Raw genomic sequence first — 13,989 nt, 5'->3', positions numbered from 1 at the left:
ACTGGAAACCTTGGGGTACAAAGTCACTCTCGAACCCCGCACCAACGCCGCCTAGCACCAGCGAGCAACCGCTCACCCAGCTTGGGTCACCCAATTTTCGAGAGAGACGCAGAATCGCACCGAAGAGGCCCAATTCATGCGATTTTGTGTCTGCTCGCGCACTCAGCGGCCTGCAGGCAGCTCCCGCACGTCCCGGCCCACCAGCTGCCGGTGCTTGCGCCGCACCGTGGTGCTGTGACTGCCCAGCCGGTCAGCGGTGATGCGCACCCCGCTCATGACGAAGACCCACACCACGTTATAGAGCAGGACCACCCCGATCATCGGCCACGTGATGGCCGGAACGAGCCATCCGAATGCGCTCATCAGGACCGCGACCAGTTGGGTACCGACGATCGCGGTCGCCAATGGCAGGGCCGGGAACGGCGGCCGGAAGAACCAGCTCTCGGCCCGGGTGACCAGCATCAACAGGTGGCCGCCGTTGACCAGCTGCAGGAACATCACGGTCTGCAGATGGCCGTGCTCGGTGACCCCGAACGAGCCGTGCCGCAGATGCCAGTACGCCAGGAACAACATCCCCAGCGACTGGACGACGGCGAAGAAACCCAGCGCCGTCGACGTACCGAGTATCTGCGGCATCTTCCACCGGATGGGCGTAGCGCTGACCGCGGTGTTGTCGTAGGCGATGGTCATGATCGGTACGTCGTCGAGCAGGGAAATGATCACGATCATCACTGCGGTCAGCGGTGGAAAACCCAGGATGATGCTGGCCAGCACCACCAGGAACATGATGTCGATGGTCAGCGCCACCCGGTAGAGGGTGTAACTGGTGATCCGGCCGAAGATTCGGCGGGCTTCATCGATGGCGGTGTCGATGACCGACAGTCCCGGCGCGGTGAGGATCAGATCGGCGGCACCCCGCGCGGCGTCCGTGGCCCCCGATACCGCGGTGCCGCAGTCGGCCTGCTTGAGCGCTGGCGCGTCGTTGACCCCGTCGCCGGTCATCGCCACCAGGTGGCCCCGCTTCTGCAGCGCCTTGACGATCGCGTATTTGTGCTCGGGGAAAACGCGGGCGAACCCGTCGGCCGCAACGATCGCCTCGGCGATCGGCTCTGGCACGTTGTCGGGATCCATGTTCTTCGGGAACACATCTGCCGCCGTCATGATGTTGGTGCCCATGCCCAGCTGGCGGGCTGTTTCGACGGCGATGGCGGTGTCATCGCCGGTGATCATCTTGACCGCGACCCCTTTGCCGACGACCGCGTCGATGGTGGCCTTGGTGTCGTCGCGTGGCGGGTCGAACATGGGCAGGATCCCGAGCACCGCCCAGCTGGCGCCGCCATCGGTGGACCGCGCGACCGCCAGTGCGCGGTTGCCCTTCGCGGCCAGTTGCGCAACGGTTTCGGTGACCGTGGTCGCCGTGTCCGGATCGGCACCGGCCAGTTCGACGATGGCCTGCGGAGCCCCTTTGGCGACCATGATCGTCGCGCCCGAGGCGTCGGTGACCGTCGCTTCGGTGCGTTTGGTGACCGGGTCGAATGGCGTGTACTTCACGACGGTGAACGCGTTGATGGCCGCGCGGTCGGTCAGACCGTTGATCACCGCGGTATCGATCGCGTCGCGATCCTCGGCCCGTGAGGCCAGCGCGCCGGCAAGGATCACGTCCTGGGCCTCGGTAGCCGCCAACAGGATCGGATCGCCCAGCTTGAGCGCGTTCTTCGTCAGCGTGCCGGTCTTGTCGGTGCACAGGATGTCGACCCCCGCCATCTCCTCGATGGACTCCAGCCGGGACACGATCGCCTGCTCTTTCGAGAGGGCGAGCGCACCGAGAGCCATGGTCACCGAGAAGACCGCGGGCATCGCGACGGGGATCGACGCCACGAGCAATATCAGGACGAACTGCAGGATTCCCAGCGCGTCATTCCACCGCCAGGTGTCGGATGCGATTTCCCGCCACGCCTCGACCGCGACGAGCAGGACGGCCAGCACCACCGCGACCACGATCAGGAAGTTGCCGATCTGGAACATCGCCCGTTGGGCGTGGCTGACCGAGCCGGCCCCGGCCACCAGTTGGGCGGTCCGGCCGAAGAACGTGTTCGCGCCGGTGGCGACCACCACCCCGGTCATCTCACCCTGTTTGACGGTGCTGCCCGAGTAGGCCGGATCACCGGCCTTCTTGCCCACGGGCACCGACTCGCCGGTCAGTGCCGCCTGGTCGATCGAGGCGAAGCCGTCACCCAGCAGGCGCAGGTCGGCCGGCACGATGTCACCGAGCCGCACCTTGACGATGTCACCGGGCACCAGCGTCGCGGCATCGACGGTCTGCCACGCCCCGTCGCGCAGCGCCGACGCGTCCGGAGCCAGCCCCTTCTTCAGGGCGGCCAACGCATTGGCGGCCTTGCTGTCTTGCCAGAACCCGAGCCCCGCGTTGAACGCCAACAGCGCGGCGATGATCGCGAAATCGTCCCAATGACCCAAGATCGCCGACACCAACGCCGCCGCCTCGATCATGTAAGCGATGGGGCCGTTGAAGTAGCCGAGCACCTTGCGCAGCAGGCTCTGTTGCTGTTCGGCGATGATGTTGGGGCCGTATTTGTCGAGGCGCAGCTTTGCCTCGCCCGAGGCCAAGCCGGTATCTGGTGCTACGCCGAGCCGGCTCAGGACATCGCCCAGCGGCGCCTTCTCCAGGTCGTCCAGCGGACCACCGCTCTTCGGTTGAGCCACAGCTCCTTTGACCGCCATCGTTGGCTCCTAGCAATTACCCGGGGTAGAACTGGGGCCGTTAGGAGACTATCGCGCTAAGGTGCGAAGTACCTGGCAACGACGATCCGTTGTCGGGTTCTGACCGGCCGACGACCGCCGTCCCAGTGCCGGTTTCCCCTGGTGGCAGGAGAAGCCTTGTCCGACAACACGTCCGGGATCAAGATCGACTACCGCAAACTCGCCGCCGCGTGTCGGGTCAAACCAGGCACGACCGTCGACCTGCGGCACGACTTCGACCCCGGCCGCGCCGACCACCACCTGGACAAAGAGTCCGCGGTGGCCGCGCTCGAACATGCTAAGCAGGAATTGTTCGCCCTGCAGGACAAGTTCTACGCCCAGGCCGACTATTCGCTGCTCTTGGTCCTGCAGGCCATCGACGCGGCGGGCAAGGACGGGACCATCAAGCATGTGATGTCGGGCCTGAATCCCGAGGGTGTCGACGTCTACAGCTTCAAGGCGCCCAGCCAGGCCGAGCGTGCCCACGACTATCTGTGGCGCCACCAGCTCGTGGTTCCCGAACTCGGACGGATAGCGGTGTTCAACCGCTCGCACTACGAGAATGTCACCGTGACCAGGGTGCATCCCGAGCTGTTGTGGCCGCGCAGCGCCGATCTGACGTCCAAGCACATCTGGCATCGCCGATACCGCCAGATCAACGACTGGGAGCGCTATCTGACCGAGAACGGCACCGTGATCATCAAGCTGTTCCTGCACCTGTCCCGCGCCGAACAGAAGAACCGCTTCCTGAAGCGCATCGACGACGAAACCAAGAACTGGAAGGTGTCATCCAGCGACATGCGGGAGCGTGAGTTCTGGCCCGACTACCAGGAGGCGTTCTCGGACATGTTGACGCACACCAGCACCGAGTTCGCGCCGTGGCACGTGATCCCCGCCGACCACAAGTGGTTCTCGCACATCTCGACGTTCGCGATCCTGCTCGACACGATGAAGGATCTGCGCCCGGCCTACCCGGAACTCGATGATCAAGGCAGGGCCGACCTGGCCACCATCAGAGCCGAGTTGATCGCGGGCGACTGACCGGCAATGCCGGGCGATCAGCCGAAGAACGCGGCCGCGTCGTCGTAGCGGGTCTGCGGCACCAGTTTGAGTTCGCGCACCGCGTCGGCCAACGGAACTCGACCGATCTCGTTACCTTGCAGCGACACCATCATCCCGTACTCACCGGCGTGGGCGGCGTCAGCGGCGTTGACCCCGAACCGGGTGGCCAGCACCCGGTCGTAGGCCGTGGGGGTGCCGCCGCGCTGCACGTGGCCGAGCACGGTGACCCGGACTTCCTTCTTGATCCGCTTCTCCACCTCGAGGGCGAGCTGCTGGGCGACCCCGGTGAACCGTTCGTGGCCGAATTCGTCGGTGCCGCCCTGGCGCAGCTGCATCGAACCCTCGGCAGGTTTGGCTCCCTCGGCGACCACGATGATGAAGCTCGACTCGCCGCGCTGGAAGCGCTTCTTGACCAGCCGGCACACGTCTTCGACATCGAAGGGTTGCTCGGGTATCAGCGTCATGTGCGCACCCGAGGACAGCCCGGCGTTCAGCGCGATCCAGCCGGCGTGCCGACCCATCACCTCGACCACCATCACCCGCTGATGTGACTCGGCGGTGCTGTGCAGCCGGTCGATCGCATCGGTGGCGATCTGCAGCGCGGTGTCGTGGCCGAAGGTCACGTCGGTGCAGTTGATGTCGTTGTCGATGGTCTTGGGCACACCGACGACCGGCACGCCCTCCTCGGACAGCCAGTGCGCGGCGGTCAGCGTGCCCTCCCCGCCGATCGGGATCAGCACGTCGATCCCGTTGTCCTCCAGCGTCTGTTTGATGTCGTCGAGCCCGGCGCGCAGCTTGTCGGGATTGGTGCGGGCAGTGCCCAGCATGGTGCCGCCCTTGGCCAGCAACCGGTTGTTGCGGTCGTCGTTGCTCAGTTGGATCCTGCGGTCTTCCAGCAGGCCACGCCAACCGTCGAGAAAGCCGACGACCGACGAGCTGTAGCGGGCATCGCAGGTTCGCACGACAGCCCGGATCACGGCATTCAGGCCGGGACAATCACCGCCACCAGTGAGCACTCCGATTCGCATGGGCCCTATCCTGCCCCGTCAGATCGCGGTTGGCAGCGGACCGCGGGCAACCTCATAGGCCGCTCCCACCCGGTAGAGCCGGTCATCGGCCAGCGCCGGCGCCATGATCTGCAGTCCGACCGGCAGATTGTCGTCGGGCGAGAGCCCCGACGGTACCGACATCCCGCAGTGCCCGGCCAGGTTCAACGGCAGGGTGCACAGGTCGAACAGGTACATCGCCAGGGGGTCGTCGACCTTCTCGCCCAGCCGGAAGGCGGTGGTGGGGGTGGCCGGGGACACCAGCACGTCGACGTGTCGGTATGCCGCGTCCAGGTCGCCCGCGATCAGCGTGCGGACCTTCTGCGCCTGGTTGTAATAGGCGTCGTAATAACCCGCCGACAACGCATAGGTGCCAATGATGATGCGGCGCTTGACTTCCGGGCCGAACCCGGCCGCCCGGGTCAGTGCCATCACCTCTTCGGCGCTGTGGCTGCCGTCGTCGCCGACCCGCAAGCCGTAACGCATGGCGTCGAACCGGGCCAGGTTGCTGGACACCTCCGAGGGCAGGATCAGGTAGTAGGAGGACAACGAGTAGTCCAGGTGCGGGCAGTCGACCTCGCTGACCTGCGCACCCAACGCCGACAGCTGCTCGACCGCAGCGTTGAACGACGCCAGCACGCCGGGCTGGTACCCCTCGCCGCTGTGAAGCTGTTTGACCACACCGATCCGCACCCCGGCGAGGTCACCGGCGGCACCGGCCTTCGCCGCGGCGACGACGTCGGGAATCTGGGCTTCGACCGAGGTGGAATCGCGGTTGTCGTGCCCGGCGATCACCGCGTGCAGCAGCGCGGTGTCGAGGACGGTGCGGGCGCAGGGACCGCCCTGATCCAGCGAGGACGCGCACGCCACCAAGCCGTAGCGCGACACCGTTCCGTACGTCGGCTTGACCCCGACGGTGGCGGTCAGCGCCGCCGGCTGGCGGATCGAGCCGCCGGTGTCGGAACCGATCGCCAGCGGCGCCTGGAACGCGGCCAGCGCGGCCGCGCTGCCGCCGCCGGAACCGCCGGGCACCCGCTCGGTGTCCCACGGGTTGCGGGTCGGGCCGTAGGCGGAGTTCTCCGTCGAGCTGCCCATCGCGAACTCGTCCATATTGGTCTTGCCGAGGATCGGGATGCCGGCCGCGCGCAGCCGGGTGGTGACCGTCGCGTCATACGGTGACACCCAGCCCTCGAGGATCTTCGACCCGCATGTGGTCGGCATGTCCGAGGTGGTGAAGACGTCCTTGAGCGCCAGCGGAACCCCGGCCAGCGGGGAGGGCAGCACCTCGCCCTCGGCCACCGCCGCATCGACGCGCGCCGCTGCGGCCAGCGCCTTGTTGGCGGCGACGTGCAAGAAGGCGTGGTAGCGCTCGTCGGTGGCGGCGATCTGGTCCAGGCAGGCCTGCGTCACCTCGACCGAGGAGACCTCCTTGGCGGCGATCTTCTCCCCGAGCGTGGCCGCGTCGAGGCGCGTGAGGTCGCTCGTCGCACTCATTCCGATTCCCCCAGGATCTGCGGCACCGCGAACCGGCCCTCGGCCGCCGCCGGGGCCTCGGCAAGTGCCTCCTGCTGGGTCAGGCACGGCTCGACGACATCAGGGCGGGTGACGTTGACATCGGGCAACGGGTTGCCGGTCGGCTTCGCGTCGCCGGTGTCGACAGCCTGGATCTGGCTGACGTGCCCCAAGATGGCATCGAGCTGGCCGGCGAAGCTGTCGAGTTCGTGGTCGGTCAGCGCCAGCCGGGCCAATTTGGCCAGCCGGGCGACCTCGTCGCGGGAGATCTGGGACACGAGGCTCAAGCCTAGTTGGCCGCGCTCCCTGGCCGAGACCGCAGGTGTGGCGAGAGCGGACGCGAACAACCACAGTCGGGGCGTGGAAGGGTGATGCGCGTGCCGTGGGGACTGCTTCCGGTCGGCCTGCCCCTGGGCGGGCTGCTGGTCCTGGCCGGCGGCACGCTGATCCTGCCCCGACCCGCGGCGCAACGGCTGCTCGCCGGGGCGCTGGTGACGCTGGGCGCCGTGGTGGTGGCCGTGGTCGGGTTGGGCACCGCCGGCCGGCTGACCGGCCCGCTGCTGCTGGCCGTACTGGCCTGGACGACGCTGGCCGTGCTGCTGGTGGCGCACCGACGGGCGGTGCGGTGGTGGCGGCTGCCATGGCGGAGTTGCGTCAGCGTCTCGACCCTGCCGGTGCTGCTGGTCGCACTGGCGGCGGTGGTGCTGACCGTGGTAACCGCCTACTACCTTCCGGTGTGGCAATGGGATGCGCTGGGCTATCACCTGCCGTACGTGAACTTCGCGCTACAGCGCGCCACATTCGCCGACATCCCGTCCGATGTTGCGTACCTGTCGAGCTACCCGCACATCGTGGAGGACGCGTTCATCGCCTGGCGGGCGATGCTGCCCGACGACCGCCTCGTCGAGCTGGCCCACCTGATGTTCGGCCTGCTGGGGGCGCTGGCCATCGCGGCGATCGCCCGGGGCTCGGGCGCCCGCGGCGCCCACGCGGTGGCCGCAGGCGCGGCCTGGCTGACGTTGCCCGCGGTGTTCCTGCAGCTGCCGTCGAACTACACCGACGTGGCCTCGGCCGCCCTGCTGCTGAGCGCGGTCGCGTTCGTGGTGGCGCCGATGCACCGCACTCAGCTACTGCTGGCCGGCATCGCGATCGGCCTGTTTCTGGGATCCAAACCGAACGCCCTCATCGCGGGTGCGCTGCTGCTGGCGGTGCTGACGGTGCGCGGCCACCGTGCCGGTCGGCGCGGCTGGATCGCGACGGCCTGGCTGGCCGCCCTGCTGTTCGGGGCCCCGACGTATGCGGTGAACATCGCCCGTCACCACAACCCGGTGTGGCCGGTGCGCATCGACGTCGGCCCACTGCATCTGCCCGGCACCCGAGCCATGTCGGCCCTGCTGGAATCGGGGGCGGCCGCACCGCACCTCGAGGGACCGCTGCTGAGCCGGGTGGTCCGGTCCTGGACGACGATCGCGCCGCAGCTCCCGGTGTTCGACATGCGGATCGGCGGACTGGGCTTGGTGTTCCTGGTGGCCCTTCCGGTCGCGCTCGTGCGGGCCGTGCGGACCCGATCACCGGCGGTGTGGCTGTGTTTCGCCGCGGCGCTGGCCACCCCGGATCCCGCGGTGGCCCGCTATGTGCTGGGCTTCGCCGGGCTGGTGCTGGCGTTCGCGGTTCCCGCCGTCGACCGGCTGGGCCGGCGGGGGCGACAGGTCGTCTTCGCCGCTGCCGCGGTCGCCGCGGCGCAGGGCTTGTGGGTGGCCTACCCCGGGCTGACCGGCGAAGGGCCGCCGCTGGGCGCATATGTCCACATGACGCCGGAGCAGCGGCGTGCGGCGGTCGGCGCCGCCGGCCCGCCCGGTGATGTCGTCGCCCTGATGGGACACCTGCCGCCCGGGGCGGTGACGGCGTTCGACAGCTCGGTCGAGCTGCCCTACCTGGCCTGGCCGCCCGATCTGTCGCGCCGGGCGATCCGGATACCCGACGATGCCACGCCCGCCCAGGCCCGTGCCCTGCTCACCGATCCCGACGTCACCGTCCTGATGGTCGGAGACGATTCCGTCACCGCCCGCTTGGCACGCTCTGACGTGCGGTTTCGGCCGGTTTTCGGCTGTGGCCCGGCCCCCTGCACGGTCTATTTGCGGGGCTGAGCGGCCAGACCTGCCGGAGTGCTGAGTTCAGCCTGCTGTGCAACAGTGTGCGCGTGCCTTCGTATCTGCTGCGGGTCCAGCTGGTCGACCGGCCCGGTAGTCTCGGCTCGCTCGCCGTCGCGCTGGGCACGGTCGGTGCCGACATCCTCTCGCTCGACGTCGTCGAGCGAGGATCCGGATACGCGATCGACGACCTGGTGGTCGAACTGCCGCCCGGCTCCATGCCCGACATGCTGATCACGGCCGCCGAGCGGCTCGAGGGTGTGCGGGTGGACACCATCCGGCCACACACCGGTCTGCTGGAGGCCCACCGCGAACTGGAACTCATCGATCACATCGCCGCGGCCGCCGACCCCGCCGCCAAATTGCAGGTGCTCGCCGACGAGGCGCCGCGCGTGCTGCGGGTCGGCTGGTGCACGGTGGCGCGGATCTCGGAGGCCGGTCTGCAGCGCATCGTCGGCAGCCCCGGTGCGCCGGAGACCCAGGCGACCTCGGCCCCGTGGCTGCCACTGGCCCACGCCGAAGCCCTCGACGGCACCGCCGACTGGGTGCCGCAGGTCTGGCGGGACATGGACACCACACTGGCCGCCGCACCGCTGGGTGATCCCAATACCGCGGTGATGCTGGGCCGCCCGGGCGGGCCGGCGTTCCGGCCCTCAGAGGTGGCCCGGCTCGGCTATCTGGCCGGCATCGTCGCGACCATCCTGCGCTGAGCCGCCATGGCCGGGCTGCTGGACAAGGTGCTCGACGCCCACGGTGGGCTCGACCGTTGGAACGCGCTGGCCACCGTCGAAGCGACCGTCGTCAGCGGCGGCAAGCTCTGGGAGATTAAGGGCCAGCCGCAGGACGCGACCCCACGCCGGATGGCGGTTGCCACCCAGCGGTCGTGGGCGTCGGTGCGGCCATTCGGCGCGCCCGACCAGAGAACCGACTTCACCGCGGCGCGGATCGCGATCGAGAAGCTCGACGGCCGCGTGGTCGCCGAGCGGCGCAACCCGCGAGAATCGTTTACCGGCCACGAACTGGCTACCCCGTGGGATCCGTTGCAGCGGGCCTACTTCAACGGCTATGCGCTGTGGACCTATCTGAACACCCCGTTTCTGATGGCACTGCCGGGCCTCAGGGTCAGCGAGATCGACCCGGTCGAAGATCACGGCCGGCAGTTAGCGGGCCTGCGTGTCGAGTTCCCCGCTGAGTTCCCCAGCCACAGTGCGGTGCAAGAGTTTTACGTCAATGAGCAATATCTGGTGTGCCGCCACGACTACCGGGTGGATGTGGCCGGCGGATTTGCGGCGATCCAGTACATCGACGGCGCGGTGGACTTCGACGGGTTCACGATGCCGACGAAGCGTAAGGCGTACCGCGCCGACACGGACAACCGTGTCATCACCAAGGACCTGATGGTCTCGATCGACCTGAGCGAGTTCGCGTTCCGCACCGGCGACGGTTAGCCGTCCGCGGGTTCCTGCGGCGGGCCCTCGGCCAGCAGTTTGCGGAACCCGTCCTCGTCGAGGATCGGGATTCCCAGTTCGACAGCCTTGTCGTATTTCGATCCGGGCGAGTCCCCCGCCACCACGAACGAGGTCTTCTTCGAGACCGAGCCGACCGCCTTGCCGCCGCGGGCGATGATGGCCTCCTTGGCCTCGTCGCGGGAGAAGCCGGGCAGCGACCCGGTGACCACGATCGAAAGCCCTTGCAGCGTCGGCGTTATCTCGGCGTCGCGAACATCCTCCATCCGCACGCCGGCCGCCCGCCACTTGTCGATGATCGCGCGGTGCCAGTCCACGTCGAACCACTCCTTGAGCGCGGCGGCGATGGTCGGCCCGACGCCCTCCACATCGGCCAGCTGCTCCTCGGACGCCGCCATGATCGCCTCGAGGCTCCCGAACGCGGCGGCCAGCGCCCGCGCCGCGGTCGGCCCCACGTGGCGAATGGACAGTGCCACCAGAATCCGCCAGAGCGGGCGATCCTTGGCCTGCTGCAGGTTGATCAGCAGCCGCGCGCCGTTGGCCGACAGCGCGCCGTCCTTGGTCGTGAAGAACTCCGAGGTCAGCAGGTCCGCGCTGGTGAGGCTGAACAGATCCCCCTCATCTCCGATGATCTTCGCGGCCAGCAGCGCCGCCGCGGCTTCATAGCCGAGCCCTTCGATGTCCAACCCACCGCGACCGGCCAGGTGGAAGACCCGCTCACGCAGTTGCGCGGGGCACGATCGGGCATTCGGGCAGCGGATGTCGACATCGCCCTCCTTGGCCGGCGCCAGCGGGGTGCCGCATTCCGGGCAGTGGGTGGGCATCTCGAATTCCCGCTCGGTGCCGTCCCGCAAGTCGACCACGGGTCCCAGGACCTCGGGGATGACGTCGCCGGCCTTGCGGATCATCACGGTGTCACCGATCAGCACGCCCTTGCGTTTGACCTCCGAGCCGTTGTGCAGAGTGGCCATGCCGACGGTGGATCCGGCGATGCGCACCGGGGTCATCATCGCGAACGGGGTGACCCGGCCGGTACGGCCCACGTTGACCTGAATGTCGAGCAGCTTGGTCTGGGCCTCTTCCGGCGGGTACTTGTAGGCCACCGCCCAGCGCGGGGCCCGCGAGGTGGCCCCCAGGCGGCGCTGCTGTGCGAAGTCGTCGACCTTGACCACGACACCGTCGATCTCGTGCTCGATCTCGTGCCGCCGTTCACCCCAGTAGGCGATCTTCTCCTCGACGGCCCCGAGTCCCGCCACCCGCGTGGTGTGGTCGGAGACCGGCAGACCCCAGGCCTTCAGCGCGAAGTAGGTGTCGTGCAGGCTGGCCGGGTCGAAGCCCTCGGTGTAACCGAGCCCGTGACAGATCATCCGCAGCCGGCGTCGCGCGGTGACCGCCGGATTCTTCTGCCGCAGCGACCCGGCCGCGCTGTTACGCGGATTGGCGAACGGCGCCTTGCCGTCGGCGACCAGGCTGGCGTTGAGATTCTCGAAGTCGGCGACCAGGAAAAAGACCTCGCCGCGTACCTCCAGCACCGCGGGAATCGGATATTCCTCTGATGCACTGAGGGTTTCAGGAACGTCGTCGATGGTGCGCGCATTGTTGGTGACGTCCTCGCCGACCCGGCCGTCACCACGGGTGGCCGCCCGGTCCAGCCGCCCGTTGCGGTACACCAGGGCCAGCGCCACGCCATCGACCTTGAGCTCGCACAGATACTGTGGGTCACGGCCGATCTCGGTTTCCACCCGGTTGGACCACGCCACCAGTTCCTCGGTGTTGAACACGTCGTCCAGCGACAGCATCCGTTCCAGATGCGCGGCCTCGGTGAAGTCGGTCGTGAATCCGGCCCCGCCGACCAACTGGGTCGGCGAATCGGCGACCCGGAGTTCGGGGTAGCGCTCCTCGAGGGCGAGCAGTTCGTTGAAGAGCTTGTCGAAGTCGGCGTCGGAGACGATCGGCGCGTCCTTGATGTAGTACCGGAACTGATGCTCACGCACCTCGTCGGCGAGCTCCTGCCAACGCCGGCGCACATCCGGATCGATGGGGTCAACCTCGGCATCGGATGTCTCTGGAGCCACCCCCGAAGGCTAGCCGAGCCCACCGACGGCCCCTTCGTGGCAGGGTTGAGACATGCCCCATCCGGTGATGTTCGACGACGCCGACCCGGTCCTGGCCCGGGTACGAGCGATCGCGCTGGCGTTCCCCGAGGCGACCGAGAAGATCTCCCACGGCCGGCCCACGTTTTCCGCGCCCAAGATGTTCGCCGTCTACGGCGGCAGCCGCAAGAACCCGGGCGGCCCGCACACCCGGTACGACCATGCGCTACTGGTCAAGGTGGACGACAGCGAACGGCAGGCCCTGCAGCAGGATCCCCGCTTTTTCCATCCCGCCTATCTGGGCCCGTTCGGCTGGCTGGGCCTCGACTTCGACGCCGCCGCAGTCGATTGGGACGAGGTCACCGAACTGGTCGACGCCTCGTTCCGGCTACAGGCGCCGGCGCGGCTGGTCCGCCTGCTCGACGGCTAACCGCTCGGCGACAACTCCGGCTGGCGAACCCGCTGGGCCCGTGCGACATTGGCACGCGCCACCCGGGCCAGCAAGGTGGGCCGCATCAGCCGAGCGGGCGAATCGAGCATGCCCAGCACCCGGAAGAACTGGCCGTTGACCGCCGGATCGGTTTCGACGGCGGTGAGCACCCAGTCGGAGAACTTGTTGTTGATCCGGATCCCCAGTGGTCGCTCGCCGGCGACTTCGGGCAGGGACAGATCCGCACTCGTCGCGTTACGCCACGCCACCCGGATGGACTTGGCCGCGGCCTGGAAGAACCGCCGTGGTAGATCCCGGTCGCCGCGGCGCAGACATCGCCGCAGCGCCATCGCGTCCAACGCCGCGACCGACATGCCCTGTCCGTAGATCGGATTGAAACTGCACACCGCATCCCCCGTCACGACGAACCCGTCGGGGATGCGCTCCAAGCTGTCGTAGCGACGCCAGCGGTTGGAGGGCGTCCGGTAATGAGCTGCCCGGCCGACCGGTTCGGCCGCCTCGAGCGCGTCATAGATCCGCCCGGGAACTCGCCGGCGGGCGATCGCCAGCATGTCGGCATAGTCGGCTGCCGGCTGTTGCCCGGCCATCGCACCAACCGTCATCAGCCACTTGCCGTTCTCGTGCCCGAACAGGGCCACGGTGCTCAGGTCCCCGGGTTTGGGGAACATCGCCACCATGTGCTCGCGAATCAACCCCGGCGGGACGCGAAGCCACTGGCTGGTGTAGCAGAGATTGACCACCAACTCGTCCTCGCGGGGACGGTCGTATCCGAGTTCGGAGAGAAAGACCGGAGCACGAGAGCCGCGGCCGGTGGCGTCGATCACCAGATCCGCGCCCAGCACGCTGGTGTCGCCGCCGTCACTGCGTGCGACGGCCACACCGGTGACCCGGCGCCGGTCTGCCGCCGAGGTCAGACCGACCACGTCATGAGCATCGAGCAAGGTGACGTTCGGCACACCCAAAAAGCGTTGCAGCACATGCCAATCCAGGAGCGCGCGGCTGGGCAGGTAGGATACCACCGGGTCGGGCAGCACACCGGAGCGCAGAAATCGGTGACCACCGTACTCCAGGACCACCCTGTTGAGATCGCCGTCATCCCAGACGGGGGCGCCATCGGCAACCAACTCGTCGAGGATCCCGGGAAACAGCTCGTCGAGGACGCCCACGCCGGCGGCCTGCAGCACGTGGCCATGGCACCCCTGCGGAACACCCCGACGATTGAGCGGCCGGCCCGGCTGCGCGTCGCGGTCGACGACGAGCACCTCCCGGTAGTACTCGGCCGCCACCCGGGCGGCCAGCATGCCGGCCATGCTGGCCCCCAGCACAACCGCCCGTTCCCCAAGTCGAGTCATCGCCCACCCCCGGTTCGCCGATCCGCGGCTGTTCACCGCCGATTCGAACGCTAGGGCCGCGATCGCCGACCACTCTGAGTAGTCCGATACTGCAATTCCG

11 protein-coding genes are annotated in these 13,989 nt (G+C 68.2%); 5 read left to right on the top strand and 6 right to left on the bottom strand.

Going from position 1 to position 13,989, the window contains the following annotated elements:
* Window positions 1-162 precede the first annotated feature (162 nt).
* Entirely contained in the window at window positions 163-2,739 is a 2,577-nt protein-coding gene (locus ORI27_RS27220; protein WP_266000231.1) for a plasma-membrane proton-efflux P-type ATPase, read from the bottom strand.
* 156 nt (window positions 2,740-2,895) lie between these two features.
* On the opposite strand from ORI27_RS27220, the gene ORI27_RS27215 reads away from it, so the two are divergent.
* Window positions 2,896-3,798, top strand: coding sequence for a PPK2 family polyphosphate kinase (locus tag ORI27_RS27215; protein WP_266000230.1), 903 nt, complete (start codon window positions 2,896-2,898; stop codon window positions 3,796-3,798).
* A 17-nt stretch (window positions 3,799-3,815) separates the two neighbouring features.
* On the opposite strand, the gene ORI27_RS27210 is transcribed toward ORI27_RS27215, so the two are convergent.
* The 3 genes from ORI27_RS27210 to gatC are packed head-to-tail and all read right to left on the bottom strand — an operon-like array spanning window position 3,816 to window position 6,655.
* Entirely contained in the window at window positions 3,816-4,847 is a 1,032-nt protein-coding gene (locus ORI27_RS27210; RefSeq protein WP_266000229.1) for an ATP-dependent 6-phosphofructokinase, read from the bottom strand.
* A gap of 18 nt (window positions 4,848-4,865) precedes the next feature.
* Window positions 4,866-6,359, bottom strand: coding sequence for an Asp-tRNA(Asn)/Glu-tRNA(Gln) amidotransferase subunit GatA (gatA, locus tag ORI27_RS27205; protein ID WP_266000228.1), 1,494 nt, complete (start codon window positions 6,357-6,359; stop codon window positions 4,866-4,868).
* Entirely contained in the window at window positions 6,356-6,655 is a 300-nt protein-coding gene (gene gatC / locus ORI27_RS27200) for an Asp-tRNA(Asn)/Glu-tRNA(Gln) amidotransferase subunit GatC (RefSeq protein ID WP_266000227.1), read from the bottom strand. Before gatC ends, gatA begins: the two co-directional genes overlap by 4 nt.
* Window positions 6,656-6,754: 99 nt before the next feature.
* Between gatC and ORI27_RS27195 the strand changes: the two genes are divergently transcribed.
* Genes ORI27_RS27195 through ORI27_RS27185 form a run of 3 tightly spaced genes read left to right on the top strand, consistent with a single transcriptional unit; the run spans window position 6,755 to window position 9,975 of the window.
* Window positions 6,755-8,524 carry a hypothetical protein gene (locus ORI27_RS27195; protein WP_266000226.1) on the top strand — a complete coding sequence of 590 codons (1,770 nt, stop codon included), beginning with the start codon at window positions 6,755-6,757 and terminating at the stop codon, window positions 8,522-8,524.
* Window positions 8,525-8,577: 53 nt separating this feature from the next.
* Entirely contained in the window at window positions 8,578-9,237 is a 660-nt protein-coding gene (locus ORI27_RS27190; protein ID WP_266000225.1) for an ACT domain-containing protein, read from the top strand.
* A 6-nt stretch (window positions 9,238-9,243) separates the two neighbouring features.
* Window positions 9,244-9,975, top strand: coding sequence for a hypothetical protein (locus ORI27_RS27185; protein ID WP_266000224.1), 732 nt, complete (start codon window positions 9,244-9,246; stop codon window positions 9,973-9,975).
* On the opposite strand, the gene ligA is transcribed toward ORI27_RS27185, so the two are convergent.
* A complete protein-coding gene (gene ligA / locus ORI27_RS27180) occupies window positions 9,972-12,068 on the bottom strand; it encodes an NAD-dependent DNA ligase LigA (RefSeq protein ID WP_323055681.1) in 2,097 nt (698 codons plus the stop codon). The two genes, ORI27_RS27185 and ligA, sit on opposite strands and share 4 nt — an antisense overlap.
* 52 nt (window positions 12,069-12,120) lie before the next feature.
* Here ligA and ORI27_RS27175 point away from each other — a divergent pair, with 52 nt between their 5' ends.
* Window positions 12,121-12,516 carry an MmcQ/YjbR family DNA-binding protein gene (locus ORI27_RS27175; protein ID WP_266000223.1) on the top strand — a complete coding sequence of 132 codons (396 nt, stop codon included), beginning with the start codon at window positions 12,121-12,123 and terminating at the stop codon, window positions 12,514-12,516.
* Here ORI27_RS27175 and ORI27_RS27170 read toward each other — a convergent pair.
* A complete protein-coding gene (locus ORI27_RS27170; RefSeq protein ID WP_266000222.1) occupies window positions 12,513-13,889 on the bottom strand; it encodes an FAD-dependent oxidoreductase in 1,377 nt (458 codons plus the stop codon). The genes ORI27_RS27175 and ORI27_RS27170 overlap by 4 nt on opposite strands.
* Between the last annotated feature and the right edge of the window lie 100 nt (window positions 13,890-13,989).

Source organism: Mycobacterium pinniadriaticum (genome assembly GCF_026242045.1).
Classification (GTDB): Bacteria; Actinomycetota; Actinomycetes; order Mycobacteriales; family Mycobacteriaceae; genus Mycobacterium; species Mycobacterium pinniadriaticum.
The sequence above is the reverse complement of the archived record's forward strand: the minus strand, read 5'-3'. Positions and strand labels throughout refer to the sequence as shown.